Below are 18,183 nucleotides of genomic sequence, written 5' to 3'. Positions count from 1 at the left end.
CCGCTCCGGAGGCGGCCTACGCTTCTTGTCGTGACTGACCCCCAGCAGCCCACAGCCACTCCCCCGAACGCCCCGATCAGCACCGCCATGCGGCGTGCGCTGAAGCGGGCCGACGACGGCAAGACGCTCGACCCGGCGGAGGTCGAGGTACTGCTGTCCGCCTCCGGCCCCGCCCTCGAGCAGCTGATGTCGACCGCCGCGCGGGTACGTGACCAAGGACTGGCCGACGCGGGCCGGAGTGGGATCATCACCTACTCCAAGAAGGTGTTCATCCCGCTGACCCGGTTGTGCCGGGACCGCTGCCACTACTGCACGTTCGCGACGACGCCGGGGCGCGTTCATTCGCCGTACCTGAGTCCGGACGAGGTGCTGGAGATCGCCCGCCAAGGCGCCGCTCTCGGCTGCAAGGAAGCGCTCTTCACGCTCGGCGACGCCCCCGAGGACCGCTGGGACGCCGCCAAGAAGTGGCTCGAGGAAGCCGGCTACGACAGCACCCTCGACTACGTACGGGCGATGTCGATCCGGGTGCTCGAGGAGACCGGCCTGCTCCCGCACCTCAACCCGGGCGTCATGTCCTGGCAGAACCTGCAGCGGCTCAAGCCGGTCGCGCCGAGCATGGGGATGATGCTCGAGACCACCTCGCGGCGGCTGTTCGAGGAGAAGGGGCAGCCGCACTTCGGTTCGCCCGACAAGGACCCGGCGATCCGGTTGCGGGTGCTGGAGGATGCGGGCCGGTCCAACGTGCCGTTCACGACCGGGCTGTTGATCGGCATCGGGGAGAACCTCGAGGAGCGCGCCGACTCGATCTTCGCGCTGCGGAAGATCGCGCGTCAGTACGGCGGTATCCAGGAAGTCATCATCCAGGGCTTCCGGGTGAAGCCGGACACGGCGATGCGCAACGACGCCGACGTACCGCTGGACGAGTGGCTGGCCGCGATCGCGGTCACCCGGGTGGTACTCGGTCCGCGGATGCGGGTCCAGGCTCCGCCGAACCTGGTCGACCTGGCCGAGGCGCGGTTGCTGCTCGACGCGGGTGTCGACGACTTCGGTGGCGTCTCGCCGCTGACCCCGGATCACGTGAACCCCGAGCGCCCCTGGCCGCAGATCGACGACCTGGCCAAGGTCACCGCCGATGCTGGCTTCACATTGCGCGAACGGCTTACCGCGCACCCGGAGTACCTGCGGGAGCCGTGGCTCGACCCGCGCCTCATCTCGCACGTCGAAGCCCTCGTGGACCCCGAGACCGGCCTAGCCAACGAAGACGCCTTCCCGAAGGGCCTCCCCTGGCAAGAGCCCGACGGCGGCTGGGACAGCGTCGGCCGCACCGACCTCCACACCGCCATCGACACCGAAGGCCGTCGCACCGAAACCCGCTCCGACTTCGACGCCGCCTACGGCGACTGGGACGTCCTACGTGAGGATGTCGCCGCTCGTCGCGCTGGTGAATCTGCAAACGGCGTGAGCGCGCCGGAGCGGATTGCTGCTGAGACGAAGGCGGCGCTGGCTGCTGCTGAGCGGGATCCGGCGGGGTTGTCCGATGCGCAGGCCTTGACGTTGATGACTGCTACTGGGCCGGCGTTGGATCAGTTGGCGCGGATTGCGGATGATCTGCGGAAGGCTGTTGTCGGGGACGACGTGACCTACGTGGTGAACCGGAACATCAACTTCACCAACGTCTGTTACACCGGGTGCCGGTTCTGTGCGTTTGCGCAGCGGCGGACGGATGCCGACGCCTACTCGCTCTCGATGGACGAGGTCGCCCAGCGGGCCGAAGAGGCGTGGGTGATCGGCGCGACCGAGGTCTGCATGCAGGGCGGCATCCACCCCGACCTCCCCGGTACGGCGTACGCGGACCTCGTCCGAGCCGTCAAAGAGCGCGTCCCCGAGATGCACGTCCACGCCTACTCGCCGATGGAGATCGTCAACGGCTCGGTCCGTACCGGCCTGTCGATCGAGGACTTCCTGATCTCCGTCAAGGAGGCCGGCCTGGGCAGCATCCCCGGTACCGCCGCCGAGATCCTCGACGACGACGTGCGCTGGATCCTCACCAAGGGAAAGTTGCCGACGGCAAGCTGGATCGAGGTGATCACCACCGCGCACAAGGTCGGCCTGCCGTCCAGCTCGACGATGATGTACGGCCACGTCGACGCCCCGCACCACTGGGTCCAGCACCTGCGTACGATCGCGGCCGTCCAGGACGAGACCGGCGGCTTCACCGAGTTCGTGCTGCTGCCGTTCATCCACACCAACTCGCCGATCTACCTGGCCGGCGTGGCCCGCCCCGGTCCGACCTACGACGAGAACCGCGCGGTGCACGCGATGTCGCGGATCATGCTGCACGGCCGGATCGACAACATCCAGTGCTCCTGGGTCAAACTCGGCACCGACGGCTGCGTCGACGTCCTGAACGGCGGCGTCAACGACATCGGCGGCACTCTGATGGAGGAGACCATCAGCCGGATGGCCGGCTCCAAGCACGGCTCCCGCAAGTCCATCGAGGAGCTCACCCAGATGGCCACCGCCGCCGGCCGCCCCGCCCGCCAGCGCACCACCACCTACGGCGAGGTCCCCCAGACCTCGCACACGGCGCTCGAACTGGCCTGACAACTCACCGGGTGGCGTCGAGATCGACGGCGGTGCGATTCCGCCGCTTGGCGCCGACCCGGTGGCCGAGGGTGATCAGCCCGAAGCCGACCAGGTAGATGCCGGCCGTGACGGCCAGGTAGTCGAGCGGCAGCTTGTCCGGATCGGCGGAGAACGCCTGGGTGCTGTCGCCAACCCAGGACCGCAGCAGGTACAGGGTCTGGAATGTGAACGAGTAGCCGAAGATCGCGATGTAGGCGACGTACGCCGCCAGCCGGTTCCTCACGAAGAAGCCGAGCGGGAACGCGAACAGTACGGTGATGATGGCAACCATGATGATCCCCTCCAAAGAGTCGAGCTGACTCCTTCAAGGTGCCGCCCGGACCACCGTCACCACATCGGTGCCATCGCCGGACTCCGCTCATCCCAGACCCGTAAGTGCTGGCACTGGTGCGCTGGCGACCGCCCGCCGCCATCATGAAGAGGTGTCCCGCGCCCAACGCCTGGTAGCGCTCGCGACGATCCTGTACGTCGCCGCGCTGGTCCTGCGCGAGCTGCTGGCCCTCGGCCCTGCCTCGATCGGTACGCCGGTGGAGGCGCCGGCCACGATGGCCATCCTGCTGCCCTCGCTGGCCCTCGGCTGGCTGGTGACCGTCAAGGCGCCCGGCACCCTGGTCGGCCCGGCCCTGGCCCTGACCGCGACCATGCCGGCGCTCGTCTTCACCCTCGAGGACTGGGGCGCCACCTACGGCACGAGCAGCCCTTGGCCGGGCGCACGTCTGGTCGCGATCATCAGCGCCGGCGCGTGGGCCTGGCTGTTCCTGGGATTCGCCGCCATGGTGCTGCTGTTCCCGGACGGATTGCTACCAGGCCGGCGGTGGCGATTGATCGCGCTCGCCGTGCCGCTCACTGCTCTCCTGGTGAATTTCGCCGTCTCCACCGACAGCAGTACCTTCATCGACAACAGGCTCGGCACGCCGCCCTTCACACTGCCCACGCCGGTGCGGGCCGCACTGATCGTCGTGGCCTTCGCCTCGTTCCTGGCCGCCCCGCTGGCGGCGGCATCGGGGTTGGTGGTGCGATTCCGGCGCGGTGACGAGGTCACCCGGCTGCGGCTGCGCTGGCTGATGCTGGCGGCGCTCAGCGTGCCGCTGTTGCTCGGCGGCAGCTGGGCGGCCATCGCGCTGGGTGCTCCCGGCGAATTCGCCTATGCCTGTTTCCTGATCGCGATGCTGCTGCTCGTTCCCACGGCGATCGCGGTGGCGATCCTGCGCCACGACCTGTTCGACATCGACCGGCTGCTCGGCGGTACGGTCAGCTGGCTGATCACCACGATCACCTCGGCCGCGATCTTCGCCGGCATCGTCGTTGCCGTCGACAACTTGTTTCCCGGCCGGCAGCGCGCGGGCATCGCCGGCGCGGCCTTCGTCACGGCACTTGTGCTGGTACCGCTGCACCAGTGGTTGCACCGGGCGGTCGAGCGGCTCGTCGATCCGGACCGCGCGGTGGCGCTGGCCCAGATCCGGGACTTCGTCCGCCAGGTCCGCGACGGACAGGCCGAGCCGGAGCAGGTCCAGCAGGTACTCCGCAACGCACTCGATGACCCCGGGCTCCAGCTCCTGCTGCAGCGTCCTGGCGACCAGCTGACGCCGCCCGACACCGCGATCCCTTTGCAGACAGGGGATTCGACCGTCGGCGCGCTCGTCCTCGGCAGCACGTCGGCCCGACGCGTACGCCGAGCCCGCGAGGCTGCCGTCGAGGCGCGCCTGCCGATCGAGGTGAGCCGGTTGCGGCTGGAGCTGCAGGACGCGCTGGCCGAAGTACGGGCCAGCCGGTCGCGGTTGATGTCCGAAGTGAACGCCGAGCGCCAACGGCTCGAGCGGGATCTTCACGACGGCGCCCAGCAGCAGTTGATTGCCCTGGGCATGCGGTTGCGGTCGTTGCAGCATCGGCTCGGTGGGACACATGATGACGAGATCGACGAGCTGGTCGGGACGCTGGAGCAGACGGTGGGCGAGTTGCGGCGGATCGCGCACGGGGTCCGGCCGAGTCGGCTCGACGACGGGTTGGCGGTGGCGTTGCGGCGGTTGGTACAGGACAGTTCGGTGCCGGTGGATCTCGTAGTACCGGAGCTGGAGGTCGGTGAAGGGGTGGCGACGGCGGTGTACTTCACGGTCGGCGAGGCGATCGCCAATGCGCTCAAGCACGCGCAGGCGTCCCGGATCTCGATCGAGGTCGCGATGAGCGGTCAGCGGTTGTCCGTGGTCGTCCGGGACGACGGAGTCGGGGCGCGAGTGAGGGATTCGGGTTGACCTCCTTGCGGGACCGGGTCGGGTCGGTCGGCGGTTCGCTGACGCTGTCGTCACCGCCTGGCGCGGGGACCTCGATCAGGGCGGAGATCCCGTGCGCGTCGTGATCGGTGAGGATTCCGCCTTGTTTCGTGAGGGTCTGCGTGGATTGCTGACCGAGAACGGGCATCAGGTGGTGAGCGCCGTGGCGACCGCGGACGAGCTGGTCGAGGCGGTCCGGGCGACCGAGCCCGACCTCACGATCATCGACGTCCGGATGCCGCCGACGATGACGGACGACGGCGCCCGGGCGGCCGGCGTACTGCGGGCCGAGGCGCCGGACCGGCCGATCCTGATGCTGTCGCAGCACATCGAGACCAAGCACGTGGTCGACCTGGTCGCCACCGCCGGCTTCGGCTACCTGCTCAAGGACCGGGTACTCCGCGTCGCCGACTTCCTCGACGCGATGCGACGGGTCGCCGACGGCGGCTCAGCACTCGATCCCGCGATCGTGGCCGCGTTGATGACCCCGACCCGGGCGAACGATCCACTCGCCGCCTTGTCGGCGCGCGAACGCGAAGTCCTCACCCTGGTGGCCGAAGGGCTGTCCAACGCCGCCATCGCCGCCCGGCTGGTGCTGGCCGAGCGCACGGTCGAGACCCACATGCGCAGCATCTTCCAGAAGCTCCGGATCGACGACCACCCGGACAGCCACCGACGAGTGCTCGCCGTCCTCGCGCATCTGACCAGCTGAAGCGTTTCCCGAAGTACTGGTCCCCAGATTCACAACCAGTACTTCGGGAAAAGAAACGCCGACCGTGTCGGGCGTCGGTCACCACCTCACTGGCGACCGGCGCCCCGGCGACACGGCCGGCGTCCTGCTTTGCCCCGAGAGGGCGGTTCGGCCCGAAGGAGGGAGGAACCGCGGACTCATTCCGTGACCGGCAGGGGAGGTACAGTCCGGTCGCGGACGGGAGTCGCGGTACCGCCTGGAGCCTGGTGCCAGCGACCCGTCCGTCGCCGACAACTGAACGTTGTCACGACGTAGCTGACCGCCGCCATGAGCGCGGTCAAACATTTGCATTGATCTAGCGCAGAGCGACGCTCTGTATACCGACCGTCGCTTTCCGTACCCGCCAGTAAACAAGTTGCCTACCACAACAACAATCCAACACTCAACCACCCCCGACCGGTCTGGTCCGGTAGGGGTGAAAGCAACAGGCTAGTTGCCTGCGGCAACCGTCAATTCAGCTCATCCATGAACCCAGCCATCTGCGAGCCGTTAGCTGACGACTCAGATATCACGGGCGAGACTTCGATATTCCGGTGGTAGGATAATATCGAAGCAGTCCGAAGGAGTATCGAAGTGTTGGCAGCCAAGGTCGCAGCGATCGCCGACGAGCAATGGGGTTTGGTGACGACAGCCCAGGCGCGTGCAGCCGGCGTTTCCGCGCAGTCCATGGCGCGGCTGGCGGAGGACGGCGTACTGGAACGAGTGACCCATGGCGTCTATCGGGTGGTCGGCGCCGGCTCACCGCTGGACGCTCTCCGCGCGACCTGGCTCGCCCTCGCGCCGGACCAGTTCGTCGTCGATCGCCTGCAGAATCCGGACGCGGTCCTGTCGCACCGTTCGGCCGCGAGCTACCACCAACTGGGCGACCTGGACGCCGATCGGTTCGAGTTCACCGTTGCCGTCCGCAAGCAGTCGAAGAGACCGGACGTGCGGTTCCATCGCGCGACCCTCAAGCCGAACGAGTGGCAGATCGTCAGCGGCCTGCCGGTGACGACGATCCTGAAGACCATCAGCGATCTGGCGAGGGCCCAGACCGACGGTGGACATCTGGGTGGCGTGGTCCGCGACGCAATCGCAGTGGCTTCTGTCAGTGCGGAGGAGATCAGCGAAGCTCTCGCGCCCTACGCACACCTCTATGGACAGCAACTCGGACACGGGCTCGGGTTACTGGGGAACTTCCTCGATGAGGCGGGGGTTCCCAAAGCCACCAGGCAAGCAGCAGAGCTTGTCGCGCCCAGACCGTCGCCAGCCGACGCGGCCTTGCTCCACGCGCTCGCGTTGATGGATCCACGGATCCCCAGGGATCTCCGCAACCGCGCGGCGCACATCGGCCTGTCAACGGCCGAACTGCGGCAGGTACAAACCGTACTGGGCATCACAGACGAGCCAGGTGAGGTACAGGAGGCTCTGCGCACGGCCTACGACGCTCGGGCGAGGCTGCTCCACGAGTCGAAGGACCGAGCTGACCGATGAGAGACAAGCCGTACGCCACTGCGCGCGAGTTCCGGGTCAGCGCCAACGCGCACATGAAGAAGATCGCCACCAGCTCCGGCAGACCGACGCAGGAGGTCAATCGTGAGTTCGTCATGCAACGGTTCCTCGCCCGCGTCTACCAGCTCCCGGATGCGCCCTGGGTCCTGAAGGGTGGCACTGGCCTGCTGGTACGGCTCCCGCACGCGCGGTACAGCGACGACATCGACCTGCTCTACCCCACCGAGAACATCGACCTCAGGGTGCCGGTCAACGAGATCCGTGCCGTGATGGCCCGGTCATGTGGCACTGACCATTTCCGCTTCGAGCTCCGCAAGGTCGACGAACACAGCAAGGAAGGCGCTGAGAAGGCCATCGCCAAGGTGCACGTCGTTGCCTCCATCGGGACTACGGCGTACCAGCGTTTCAGCATCGATGTCTCCGTCAAGAAGCGGCCGGTCGGGCAGGTCGACTGGATTCGGCCGACCCCGATCGTCGAACTGCCCGGCATTCCCGATCTCCCCGAGTTCGCCCTCTACCCGTTGGCCGACCAGATCGCCGACAAGGTCTGCGCGATGTACGAGACCCACCGAGACGGGACTCCCTCCACTCGGTACCACGATCTCGTCGATCTGGTCCTGATCGTCACTGGTAGCAGCGGTCTCGACGCAGCCCGCACCACCTTCGCATTGCAGGCAGAGGCAACCCACCGAGATCTTTCGCTCCCCACCAAGCTGGTTTCACCCGGTGGACAATGGCCGGCGGGCTACCACAGGGAAGCCGGTCTGGCAGGACTGTCCGCGGACCTCCATGACCTCGCAATGGCCCTCAACGTCGCCGGAGCCTGCCTTGATCCGCTACTCGGTGACGAGCTTGCCGACGGCACCTGGGACGCCACCAAGCGCCGCTGGCAGTAGCACCCGACTGACTTAGTACGGGTAGGTGTCGTCGCGGCGGGTGGGGTCCAGGTCCCAGAGGGAGAACTGGACGACCTTGTGGGATTCTTCGCCGCCGGCCGGGGTGAGGCCGACGGTGTCGTAGTCCTTGGAGCCGAGGCCGTCGAGGTAGCCGAGCAGTTCGAAGGCCGAGCGGGCGTCCTCGATGTCCTCGATCACCTCGTCGTTCTGGGCCTCGTCCGCGCGGCTGCGGACGTAGGCGACGAACGCCTCAGGATCGGTCACCACGAAGTCGTAGCGGGCCTGGTAGCTGAGCCGGATCCCGTTCTCCGGGACGATCACCTCGTCCAGGTCGTCCAGATCGCCGCGCTCGACCATCTCGCGGTAGTCGTCGGGGTCGTCGAAGTCGTCCGGCCCCAGCGGCAGGTCGTCCAGCTCGTCGGGGTCGTAGGAGTCGATGCCGAGGAAGATGTCTCCCCAGCCGCGCTCGTGGACCGCGTCGGCCAGCACCCGGGCCTGGACCCGGACGTTCTCGATCGCCGTGGTGGCCCGCAGGTCGTGCAGGTCCAGCGCGTCGGCTTGCGCCAGCAGCACCTTCGCCAGTTCGCGGGCGGCCTCGGCGGCCGATGCGGGCTCAATCGGCTCACTCATGCTGAGACGGTACAACCATCGGCACATCCACTGCCGCGCCCGGTACGCCGAAAGCGTCCACCAGCTCTCCGGCGTACGGCCGGACGACCGCGCAAAGTTCGTTCACCAGCGCCGTGATCGCCTTCGAACGGGCCCCCGACAACCGCCCGTGCTCGATGTACCAGGCCCGCTCCGCCTCGATCGTCACGAGCGCGTGCAGGTCGTACAGCTCCTTCAGCCGGTCCAGCGGAGCACCTTCCGGCGCAGCCTGTACTGCGGCCAGGAACGCCTCCGCCACCACCCGCTCCACATGCGCCCGGCCGGCCGCGATGACGTGGTCCTGGCAGCGGTTGAACACCTCGAACGCGTCCACCCCGTCGTCGATCCCACGCTTGAGCCGGCGAGCCACCCCCGCCAGCATGTGCTCCTCCCGGAAGCGCAGCATGCCGGAGTGGTACGCATCGTCCCGCAGCCCGGCGTCGGGGTCGGCCGCGTCGTTGCGGTTCGGCACCACGTCGCGCAGCCGCTCGATCAGGGCTCGCAACGCCGTCTTCTCGACCGCGATCTCGACCGCCTGGGCCGCGATGAACCGAGCGCTGCCGAGCGGGTCGAGCTTGCCGAAGGACTCCCGGTAGTTGGTCAGCAGCCCCTTGGCGACGAGCTGCAGCAACACCGTGTTGTCGCCCTCGAAGGTGGTGAACACGTCCGTGTCCGCCTTGAGCGTCCCCAGCCGGTTCTCCGCCAGGTACCCGGCGCCGCCGCACGCCTCGCGGCACATCTGGATCGTCTCGGTCGCATGCCAGGTGCCCAGCGCCTTCGTACCGGCCGCCTGCGCCTCCAGCGCGCGCTGGTCGTGGTCGTCCTTCACACCGTCGCCACCGAAAAGTCGGACGAACACCTCCACCAGCTCAGCTTGGGCGAAGTGCAGCGCATACGTGCGGGCGAGCAGCGGCAGGAGCCGGCGCTGATGCATCCGGTAGTCGAGCAGCAACGCCTCGTCCGCGCTACCGGGCGCGCCGAACTGACGGCGGCGGTCGGCGTACCGGATGGCGATCGTGAGGGCGACCTTGCTCGCGTTGATCGCGGCGCCGCCGACCGAGACACGGCCCTGGACGAGCGTGCCGAGCATGGTGAAGAAGCGCCGGTCGGGATTCTCGATCTCGCTGGTGTAGTTGCCTTCCGCATCGACCTGCGCATAGCGGTCGAGCAGCGCGGTCCGTGGCACCCTGACCTGGTCGAAGACGATCCGGCCGTTGTCGACGCCGTTCAGGCCGAGCTTGGCGCCGCAGTCGGAGAGCGTGACGCCGGGGAGTGGGTCGCCGTCTTCTGTGCGGATGGGGACGAGTAGGCAGTGCACGCCGTGGGTCTCGCCGCCGACCACGAGCTGGGCGAAGACGGCGGCCATCCTGCCGTGGCGGGCGGCGTTGCCGATGTAGTCCTTGCGCGCGGCGGGGGTCGGGGTGTGGATGACGAACTCTTCGGTCGCCGGGTCGTAGGTCGCCGTCGTACCGAGTGCTTGGACGTTGGAGCCGTGGCCGGTCTCGGTCATCGCGAAGCAGCCGAGCAGGCGGCCCTCGATCGCGTCCCTCAGGTACTCGTCGTGGTGCCGGCTCGTGCCGAGGTGCAGGATCGCGCCGGCGAACAGGCCGAACTGCACGCCCGCCTTGATCATCAGCGAGAGGTCGCCGAAGGCCAGCGTCTCGAAGCCGGCCAGGAACCCGCCCAGGTCGCCCTGGCCGCCGTACTCCTTCGGGAAGCCGCGGGCGGTGTGGCCCTCGGCGGTGATCTGCTGCATCACCGCGAGCACTTTGTCCCGGTACTCCGCTCTGCTCAGCTCCAGTCCGGCGTCGAGCAGACTGGCGTTCGCCGCCAGCCCGTCGCGGACCAGATCCCGTGCCGCCTTGTGCGGTCCGTCCAGATACTCGCGCAACCCCGTCATGCTCCAAACGTAGGCCGCGGCGCGCTCGGGGTCCGTAACGACGCTCACGTTCGGCAGCGGTAAGGCTTGAACGACATACAGGATGCGCAGATGCGGCGATATGATGCTGTTTGTGCCGAATTTGCGGATCAGTGAGGCTGCCGCGCTGCTCGGAGTCAGTGATGACACCTTGCGCCGGTGGGTCGACCAGGGGCGGTTGCCGGTAGTACAGGAGAGCGGCCGGATGGCCGTCGAGGGGGCGGCGCTGGCCGCCTTCGCGCAGGAGCTGGCGGAGTCGCCTGAGCCGGGTACCACCACGGCCGCGTCGGCTCGCAACCGCATGCGCGGCATCGTCACGCGCGTCGTCAAGGACGGTGTGATGGCGCAGGTGGAGCTGCAGGCCGGTCCGTTCCGGGTCGTCTCGCTGATGAGCCGGGAGGCGGCTGACGAGCTCGGCCTGGAGCCGGGCGTGATCGCCGTCGCGTCCATCAAGTCCACCCATGTCGTCGTCGAGATCCCGGAGGCCTGATGTTCCGCCGCGCTGTTGTAGCCGCCGCCGCTGCCGTCGCCGCCCTGACCTTGGTGAGCTGCGGGGACGACACTCCGGCGGCGTCGTCGCCGAGCGGCAGTACTACGAACCTCTCGGGCACGATCAACGTGTTCGCGGCGGCGTCGCTGACCGGTACCTTCACCCAGCTCGGCAAGGACTTCGAGGCGGCGCACCCCGGCGTCAAGGTCGTCTTCAACTTCGCCGGCAGCTCCGCCCTCGCCGAACAGATCAACCAGGGCGCCCCGGCCGACGTCTTCGCCTCGGCCGCCCTCAAGAACATGGACCAGGTCACCGACAAGAGCACCCCCACCACCTTCGTGAAAAACGAACTGGAGATCGCCGTCCCCAAGGGCAACCCCGGCAAGATCACCGGCCTCGCGGACTTCACCGACAAAACCCGCAAGATCGCCCTCTGCGCGGTGGAGGTGCCGTGCGGCGCCGCAGCCGACAAGGTCTTCAAGGCAGCCGGCCTAACCCCCCAGCCCGACACCCTGGAGAAAGACGTCAAAGCAGCCCTGACCAAGGTCAGCCTCGACGAGGTAGACGCCGCCCTCGTCTACAAAACCGACATCCTCGCCACCAAGGACAAGGTAGAAGGCATCGAATTCCCCGAGGCAGCCCAAGCCATCAACGAATACCCCATAGCCCCCCTCACCACCTCCAAAAACCCAGAAACCGCGAAGGCCTTCGTCGACTACGTCCTCTCACCCCAAGGCACAAAGGTGCTAACCAACGCAGGCTTCGAAGCCCCATGAAATCTCCGCGCTCCAGCGCTCCGCGCTGGAGCGCGGAGATAGAAGATGAGGAACCGCCCAAAGCCGAGCACCGGCGGGCACGCACCTGCACAGCCGTAGCCCGGCGGGCACGCACCACCACAGCCCCGGCCCAGACCACCACCCCGTGGACCCGTGGGCCCAGACCACCCCCGTGGAGCGGTCGGCTCAGACCACCACGACCGTCAGCCCATGGGCTTGGACCTCCACGGTTGTGGGCCCGGGGCAACTCGCTTTCGTGCGAGGGTCGGCTTCTTCTTCCCCGCCGCCTCGCGCGCAGCGCGGGGCGGTGGGTTCTGTGGGCTGAGGTGAGATCTTGGGTGGCGTGAACGCTCGGAGGCAGCGGATCGGTGGGCGACTGCCTGCTGTGTTGCTGCTGCCTGCTCTGCTTGGTCTCGCCTTTCTGCTGGTTCCGCTTGTCGGGTTGTTGGCTCAGGCGCCTTGGTCGACGTTGCCGGAGCGGTTGTTCAGTGCGGAGGTTGGGGAGGCGCTCAAGCTATCCCTCATCTGTGCGACGTCCGCGACGGTGATCTGTCTGGTGCTCGGGGTGCCGTTGGCTTGGTTGCTGGCACGGGCGGAGTTGCCGGGGCGAGGGATCATCCGGGCGTTGGTGACGGTGCCGTTGGTGTTGCCGCCGGTGGTGGGTGGGGTGGCGTTGTTGCTGGTGCTCGGGCGGCGGGGGCTGGTGGGTGAGCGGCTGGATCTGTGGTTCGGGTTCACGCTGCCGTTCACGACGGCCGGGGTGATCGTGGCCGAGGCGTTTGTGGCGATGCCGTTCCTGGTCATCTCGGTGGAGGGGGCATTGCGAGCCGCCGATCCCCGGTACGAGGAAGCTGCCGCGACGCTGGGAGCCGGCCGTTGGCTGACCTTCCGCCGCGTCACCCTTCCGTCGATCGCGCCGGGCGTCGTGGCGGGGGCCGTGCTGTGCTGGGCTCGCGCGCTCGGTGAGTTCGGCGCCACGATCACCTTCGCGGGCAACCTCCCCGGCCGTACTACGACGATGCCGCTCGCCGTCTACCTCGCGCTGGAGTCCGACCCCGACGTCGCCGTAGTACTCAGCATCGTGCTCCTCGCAGTGTCAGTCGTGGTACTGGCCTGCCTGCGCGAGCGTTGGATCAGTGGTCTCCGATGACCCTGTACGCCGACCTGCACGTGACCCGCGACGCCTTCCACCTCGACCTCGACCTGACCGTCGAGCCAGGCGAGGTAGTCGCCCTGCTCGGCCCCAACGGCGCCGGCAAGACCACCGCCCTCCGCGCCATCGCCGGCCTCCTCCCGATCACCGACGGCAGCATCCGCCTCGACGACATCCTCTGGGACGAGCCACCGAAGACCTTCCGCTCAGCCGATCACCGCCCGATCGGTGTCGTCTTCCAGGACTACCTGCTCTTCAACCACTTGAGCGCCCTCGAGAACGTCGCCTTCGGCCTGCGCGCCCGCGGCACCGACAAGCGCACGGCCCGCGCCACCGCCGCCCGCTGGCTCGACACGGTCGGCCTGGCCGAGTACGCGAAAACCCGCCCGCGTTCACTCTCCGGCGGCCAAGCCCAACGCGTCGCCCTGGCCCGCGCGCTGGCCACGTCACCCGACCTACTACTACTCGACGAGCCCCTGGCAGCCCTCGACGCGAGCACCACCCTCCACATCCGCGCCGAACTCGGCCAGCACCTCCAGCGGTACGACGGACGCACGCTGCTCGTCACGCACGACCCACTGGACGCGATGGTGCTCGCCGACCGCCTGGTCATCGTCGAGCACGGCAAGATCGTCCAAGCGGGCCCACCCACCGAGATCGCCCGCCGCCCGCGCACCGAGTACGTAGCCCAACTGGTAGGCCTCAACCTGTACCGAGGCACCGCCAACGGCACGACCGTCAACCTCACAGACGGCGGCAAGCTGACCATCGCCACCCCCTCCGAAGGCAAGGTCTTCGTAGCCTTCCCACCCTCAGCCGTAAGCCTCTACCCCGAACCCCCCACCGGCACCCCACGCAACACCTGGCCCATGCAGGTAGCCGGCATCGAACAACACGCCCACACAGTCCGAGTCCGCCTAACCCCCCACGACACCGCAGCCCCCACCCCGACCGCCGCCCCCGCCACCCTCCTGGCCGACATCACCACCGCGGCCGTAGCCGACCTCCACCTGACCCCCGGCCAACGACTCCATGCCACCCTCAAAGCAACCGAAGTCCAGACCTACCCCGCCTGACACCTCGAGCAGCGACACCAAAAGGAGCCCTCATCGTGGCTGAGCCGAGTACTGAATGGCGTGAAGTGATCGACCCCGGGGAGGCAGCGCGGCATGAGGCGCAGGGGGAGGCCTTTGCTGAGATGCAGGGGCGGAAGGACGAGAAGTTCGGTGTCGGACGGGCACTGCATCGCAAGCAGGTGGCGGCGTTGCGGGCGACGCTGGAGGTGCCGGGCGACCTGCCCGCTCACGCCAAGCAGGGCATCTTCGCGATCGCGAACAAGTACGACGCCTGGCTCCGGCTCTCCAACGGTGGCTTCAACCGGGCGCCGGACAGTACTCCGGACATCCGCGGCTTCTCCATCAAGGTGCTCGGTGTCAGCGGCAAGGGCGCGCTCGGCGGCGAAGCGGCCTCGCAGGACTTCGCGCTGATCAACCACGAGCGGTTCAGCTCGCCGACCAGCGAGGACTTCACCAAGGTCGTCACCACCGGCGGCAGCACACCGGGCAAGCTGCTGCTGCGGGTCCTCAAGGATCCCGGAATGATCCCGGAGCTCAAGACGGTACAAAAGGCGCTCAAGGAGCCCTTCAGCGGTTTCGCCACGCAGGACTTCTTCAGCGCCGCCCCGATCGCCTTCGGCCCGTACGCCGTCCGCGTGAAGCTGGCCGCAACCTCGACCGAGGTCAACGCCCAAGCCAAAGAAGACTGGGCCGCCGACATCTACCAGCGGCTCGACCAGGCGCCGCTGACCTACGACTTCCAGGTGCAGTTCTTCACCGACGAGCAGCGCACCCCGATCGAGGACGCCTCGCGGATCTGGGACGCGCCGTACCTGACCGTCGGCAAGCTGACCATCCCCCGCCAGCACCCCGAGCCGGCCTTCGGCAAGGAGGTCGATTCGGCCAGGTTCGACCCCTGGAACGCCCTCGTCGAGCACCGTCCGCTGGGCGAGGTGATGCGGGCCCGCAAGGTCGCGTACTTCGCCAGCCAGCAGCACCGGTCGGCCGAATGACCACTGCACGAGGAAACCGGCAACAAGTTACGCCCTGTTACGCCACCGCCACGAACTGGCATCATGTAACAGCGTTTTCACCGCTCAAAGTGATCGCGGTGTAACAAAGAGTGGTTATTTACCCATCCGTAGGGTGTGAGTTCTTCACGGTCTAGTCGTGACGTCATGCACTACGCCAGCCCTCCTCCCGTTGCCCAAGATGTGCCGGGCACACCAATGAGAGGGGGGACGAATCGCCATGGAAAGTTACGAGCTCTACTGCCTGGCCGACCGGCGGTTCTACGACTCCCCGACCAACCGTGGTGCCGAGCACCCGGACTTCGCGCTCTGTTCGCGCCCGGTACCGGCCGGCTGGAGCCATGTCCCCGGCGAGACCTGGATGCACTACGCGCCGGACGGTCTCGAGCTGCCGGCCCAGGGCTGGAAGGTCCACGTCTCCGCCGGACTCGAGGACGCCGAACAGACGCTGGCCGTGGTGTGGGACTACTGCGTCCCCCGCGGCATCGCGTTCAAGTTCCTGCGCAACGAGCCCGTGATGCTGATGGTCAACTCGAAGTCCGCCCCGCGCGGTTCGAGCGGCAAGCTCGTCACCATCTACCCGACCGACGAGGCCCAGCTGGAGCTCGTGCTCAAGGAGCTCGACGATCTCCTGCAGGGAGTCCGCGGCCCGTACATCCTCAGCGACCTCCGGTACGCCGAAGGCCCGCTCTTCGTCCGGTACGGCGCCTTCATCAGCCGGTACTGCCTCAACGAAGGTGGCGAGCGCGTGCTCGCCCTCGCCGACGACACCGGCCGGCTGGTTCCGGATCATCGCGGGCCGACCTTCTCGATGCCCCCGTGGGTGGCCCTGCCGCCTTTCCTGGAAGAGCATCTGGAAGCGCGCAACTCGGTCACCACCAACGAGCTGGCGTACACGATCGAAGGCGTGATCCAGTTCTCCAACGGCGGCGGCGTGTACCTCGGCCACCACAACGAGACCGGCGCCAAGGTCGTACTGAAGGAAGGCCGCCCGCTCGCCGGGCTGGACATGAGCGGCCGCGACGCGGTCGCCCGGGTCGGCCACGAGCGCGACATCCTGCAGCGTCTCGAGGGCCTCGACGTGGTCCCGAAGGTGCACGACTACTTCGAGCTGGGCGAGCACCACTTCCTGGTCCAGGAGTTCGTCGACGCGAACCCGCTCCAGCGCGAACTCGTCAGCCGCTACCCGCTGACCCACCCGGACGCGACCGAGGCCGAGCTGGCCGAGTACGCCGAATGGGCCGCGCTGATGGTCGCCGACGTCCAGGCCGCTGTCGCTCAACTGCACGGCCGGGGTGTCGTCTTCTGCGACCTGCACCCGGACAACGTCCTCCTGAGCAACGGCGACCGAATGGTGCTGATCGACTTCGAGGTCGCGACGCTCGTCGAGGACCAGGCCCGATCAGCCCTCGCGCACCCCGGCTACGCCGCTCCCGGCGACCGGCAAGGCCCCGATGTCGACCTGTACGCACTGGCCTGCATCACGCTCGGCCTGTTCGCGCCGCAGACGACGATGCTGCTGAATCTCCATCCAGGCAAGGCTTTCCAGCTCGCCGACATGATCGCCGACACGTTCCCGGTGCCGCGCCAGACGCTCGACCAGGCAGTCCGTACGATCGTCGGCCCCGAGCTGACCAGCGACTCCGAGATGGAGTCGCTCGCGCTGCCGGGTCAGGCGGAGTGGGCCGACGTGCGAGCGGCGCTCACGAAGGCGATCGTCGCCAGCGCGACTCCCGAGCGCGACGACCGGCTGTTCCCCGGCGACATCGCCCAGTTCCAGCCCGGCGGTGGCACCAACTTCGCGACCGGCGCGGCCGGCGTGCTCTACGCCCTCGACCAGACCGGAGCCGGGCGCTTCCCGGAGTACGAGGACTGGCTGCGCAAGCATGCCCTCACCAGCGAGATCGGACCTGGCCTGTACGACGGGCTGCACGGCGTCGCCCATGTCCTCAACAGCCTGGGTCATGAGCAGGACGCACTCGACCTCGTAGAGCGCACGCTTGCCGACCAACTCGAGACGCGAGAGCTCGGCCTGCACAGCGGCCTGGCCGGCATCGGCCTCAACCTGCTGCACTTCACCGGCGAGCCAGTACTGCGGGCCAAGGCGATCCACGTGGTCGACCTGGTGGCAGACCGGCTCGGCGACGTCACCGACGTACCGGAGACCAGTGGTGGAGACAAGCCGCGGGCCGGGCTGATGTACGGCTCGTCCGGACCGGCGCTGCTCTTCCTCGAAGCGTACGAGCTGACCGGCGACACCGGCCTGCTGGACCTTGCGGAGATCGCCCTCGGGCAGGATCTGCGACGTTGCGTCCTGACGCCCGACGGCACCGTCCAGGTGAACCAGGGCTGGCGCACACTTCCTTATCTGGAAGAGGGTTCGGCCGGTATCGCGCTCGTCCTGCAACGGTTCCTCGAGCTGCGGCCCGAGTCGGAACTGGCCGCGCGACTCGAGCCCCTGCGGCAGGTCACCCGCTGCTCCTACTACGTCCAGCCAGGCCTGTTCATGGGTCGCGCCGGTCTTCTCCTCGCCGCTCCGGCGCTCGGGGTCGACACCGCCGACCTGGTGCGCGGGCTCGGCTGGCACGCGATGCCGTTCGAAGGCGGCCTCGCGTACCCCGGCAACCAGCTGCTCCGTCTCTCGATGGACCTGGCGACCGGATCGGCCGGCGTCCTGCTGGCTTTGGGTGCGGCGCTGCACGAGCGGCGCGTCACCCTCCCGTTCCTCGGACCTCCCCAGTGGTCCGAGTCCCCGTCCCTACTCACCTCGAAGGAGGTGTAAACAAATGGCACTTCTCGACCTTCAGGGTCTGGAGACCCCCGGCTACGGCCACGGCGGCCACCACCACGGTGGTTCCACGCTGACCGTTCTCGGCTGTGGTTCCCAGCGTCCGAGCAACCTGAGCCTTCTGCTCTGCCACTGATTCGGGTACTGAGGCAACGTCGCCGGACGTCGAGTGATGACCACGGCGGCGCGGCCATCAGGTTCCGGGGGCCCTGGGTGGGCAGTATTCCCACCCAGGGCCGAACCTGTGTTCCACCTTGGTCTGCCCGCGACGGG

At 68.0% G+C, this 18,183-nt stretch carries 15 protein-coding genes; 12 read left to right on the top strand and 3 right to left on the bottom strand.

The window, feature by feature from the left end; all coding sequences use genetic code 11:
• Nucleotides 1–30 precede the first annotated feature (30 nt).
• The gene (locus tag ACIA12_RS25940) at nt 31–2,604 is read left to right on the top strand and encodes a bifunctional FO biosynthesis protein CofGH (protein ID WP_396369678.1); all 2,574 of its coding nucleotides are present in this window, start codon (nt 31–33) and stop codon (nt 2,602–2,604) included.
• A gap of 4 nt (nt 2,605–2,608) precedes the next feature.
• On the opposite strand, the gene ACIA12_RS25935 is transcribed toward ACIA12_RS25940, so the two are convergent.
• On the bottom strand, nt 2,609–2,917 hold the full coding sequence (locus tag ACIA12_RS25935) for a hypothetical protein (RefSeq protein WP_396369677.1): 309 nt from the start codon (nt 2,915–2,917) through the stop codon (nt 2,609–2,611).
• Between the two features lie 151 nt (nt 2,918–3,068).
• Between ACIA12_RS25935 and ACIA12_RS25930 the strand changes: the two genes are divergently transcribed.
• The 4 genes from ACIA12_RS25930 to ACIA12_RS25915 all read left to right on the top strand — a co-directional run bounded on the left by ACIA12_RS25930 (nt 3,069) and on the right by ACIA12_RS25915 (nt 8,051).
• Nucleotides 3,069–4,895: a sensor histidine kinase gene (locus tag ACIA12_RS25930; protein WP_396369676.1), complete on the top strand. Its 1,827-nt coding sequence runs from the start codon at nt 3,069–3,071 to the stop codon at nt 4,893–4,895.
• Nucleotides 4,896–4,986: 91 nt separating this feature from the next.
• On the top strand, nt 4,987–5,625 hold the full coding sequence (locus ACIA12_RS25925) for a LuxR C-terminal-related transcriptional regulator (RefSeq protein ID WP_396369675.1): 639 nt from the start codon (nt 4,987–4,989) through the stop codon (nt 5,623–5,625).
• Nucleotides 5,626–6,237: 612 nt separating this feature from the next.
• A complete protein-coding gene (locus ACIA12_RS25920) occupies nt 6,238–7,137 on the top strand; it encodes a type IV toxin-antitoxin system AbiEi family antitoxin domain-containing protein (protein ID WP_396369674.1) in 900 nt (299 codons plus the stop codon).
• Complete coding sequence (locus ACIA12_RS25915; protein WP_396369673.1) at nt 7,134–8,051, top strand: nucleotidyl transferase AbiEii/AbiGii toxin family protein; 918 nt, start codon at nt 7,134–7,136, stop codon at nt 8,049–8,051. The genes ACIA12_RS25920 and ACIA12_RS25915 overlap by 4 nt, the downstream gene beginning before the upstream one ends.
• A 12-nt stretch (nt 8,052–8,063) precedes the next feature.
• Here ACIA12_RS25915 and ACIA12_RS25910 read toward each other — a convergent pair whose 3' ends face one another.
• Together ACIA12_RS25910 and ACIA12_RS25905 are read right to left on the bottom strand one after the other, a co-directional pair.
• Nucleotides 8,064–8,681, bottom strand: a complete 618-nt coding sequence (locus ACIA12_RS25910; RefSeq protein ID WP_396369672.1) for a hypothetical protein — start codon at nt 8,679–8,681, stop codon at nt 8,064–8,066.
• Nucleotides 8,674–10,599 (bottom strand): acyl-CoA dehydrogenase, encoded by a 1,926-nt coding sequence (locus tag ACIA12_RS25905; protein ID WP_396369671.1) that lies wholly within the window; start codon nt 10,597–10,599, stop codon nt 8,674–8,676. The genes ACIA12_RS25910 and ACIA12_RS25905 overlap by 8 nt, the downstream gene beginning before the upstream one ends.
• Before the next feature lie 112 nt (nt 10,600–10,711).
• Between ACIA12_RS25905 and ACIA12_RS25900 the strand changes: the two genes are divergently transcribed.
• The 7 genes from ACIA12_RS25900 to ACIA12_RS25870 all read left to right on the top strand — a co-directional run bounded on the left by ACIA12_RS25900 (nt 10,712) and on the right by ACIA12_RS25870 (nt 18,046).
• Nucleotides 10,712–11,107 (top strand): molybdopterin-binding protein, encoded by a 396-nt coding sequence (locus ACIA12_RS25900; protein WP_396369670.1) that lies wholly within the window; start codon nt 10,712–10,714, stop codon nt 11,105–11,107.
• Complete coding sequence (gene modA, locus ACIA12_RS25895) at nt 11,107–11,883, top strand: molybdate ABC transporter substrate-binding protein (RefSeq protein ID WP_396369669.1); 777 nt, start codon at nt 11,107–11,109, stop codon at nt 11,881–11,883. Before ACIA12_RS25900 ends, modA begins: the two co-directional genes overlap by 1 nt.
• A 343-nt stretch (nt 11,884–12,226) precedes the next feature.
• On the top strand, nt 12,227–13,033 hold the full coding sequence (modB, locus tag ACIA12_RS25890; RefSeq protein WP_396369668.1) for a molybdate ABC transporter permease subunit: 807 nt from the start codon (nt 12,227–12,229) through the stop codon (nt 13,031–13,033).
• Nucleotides 13,030–14,112: an ABC transporter ATP-binding protein gene (locus ACIA12_RS25885; protein ID WP_396369667.1), complete on the top strand. Its 1,083-nt coding sequence runs from the start codon at nt 13,030–13,032 to the stop codon at nt 14,110–14,112. The genes modB and ACIA12_RS25885 overlap by 4 nt, the downstream gene beginning before the upstream one ends.
• 35 nt (nt 14,113–14,147) lie before the next feature.
• Entirely contained in the window at nt 14,148–15,104 is a 957-nt protein-coding gene (locus ACIA12_RS25880; protein WP_396369666.1) for a hypothetical protein, read from the top strand.
• Between the two features lie 238 nt (nt 15,105–15,342).
• Nucleotides 15,343–17,904: a class III lanthionine synthetase LanKC gene (gene lanKC / locus ACIA12_RS25875; RefSeq protein WP_396369665.1), complete on the top strand. Its 2,562-nt coding sequence runs from the start codon at nt 15,343–15,345 to the stop codon at nt 17,902–17,904.
• Nucleotides 17,905–17,908: 4 nt separating this feature from the next.
• Entirely contained in the window at nt 17,909–18,046 is a 138-nt protein-coding gene (locus ACIA12_RS25870; RefSeq protein WP_012924049.1) for a SapB/AmfS family lanthipeptide, read from the top strand.
• The last annotated feature ends 137 nt before the right edge of the window (nt 18,047–18,183 follow it).

The sequence above is a fragment of the Kribbella sp. NPDC051620 genome (genome assembly GCF_044453825.1).
Classification (GTDB): domain Bacteria; phylum Actinomycetota; class Actinomycetes; order Propionibacteriales; family Kribbellaceae; genus Kribbella.
Note: the sequence above shows the minus strand (reverse complement) of the source record. Positions and strands in the feature narration are given on the sequence as shown.

Excerpts from the sequence above, each read along its gene's own strand:
- ACIA12_RS25910 (WP_396369672.1), bottom strand. The coding sequence starts at position 8,681 with ATGAGTGAGCCGATTGAGCCCGCATCGGCCGCCGAGGCCGCCCGCGAA.
- ACIA12_RS25870 (WP_012924049.1), top strand. The coding sequence starts at position 17,909 with ATGGCACTTCTCGACCTTCAGGGTCTGGAGACCCCCGGCTACGGCCAC.
- ACIA12_RS25885 (WP_396369667.1), top strand. The coding sequence starts at position 13,030 with ATGACCCTGTACGCCGACCTGCACGTGACCCGCGACGCCTTCCACCTC.
- ACIA12_RS25915 (WP_396369673.1), top strand. The coding sequence starts at position 7,134 with ATGAGAGACAAGCCGTACGCCACTGCGCGCGAGTTCCGGGTCAGCGCC.
- lanKC (WP_396369665.1), top strand. The coding sequence starts at position 15,343 with ATGGAAAGTTACGAGCTCTACTGCCTGGCCGACCGGCGGTTCTACGAC.
- ACIA12_RS25905 (WP_396369671.1), bottom strand. The coding sequence starts at position 10,599 with ATGACGGGGTTGCGCGAGTATCTGGACGGACCGCACAAGGCGGCACGG.
- ACIA12_RS25935 (WP_396369677.1), bottom strand. The coding sequence starts at position 2,917 with ATGGTTGCCATCATCACCGTACTGTTCGCGTTCCCGCTCGGCTTCTTC.
- modA (WP_396369669.1), top strand. The coding sequence starts at position 11,107 with ATGTTCCGCCGCGCTGTTGTAGCCGCCGCCGCTGCCGTCGCCGCCCTG.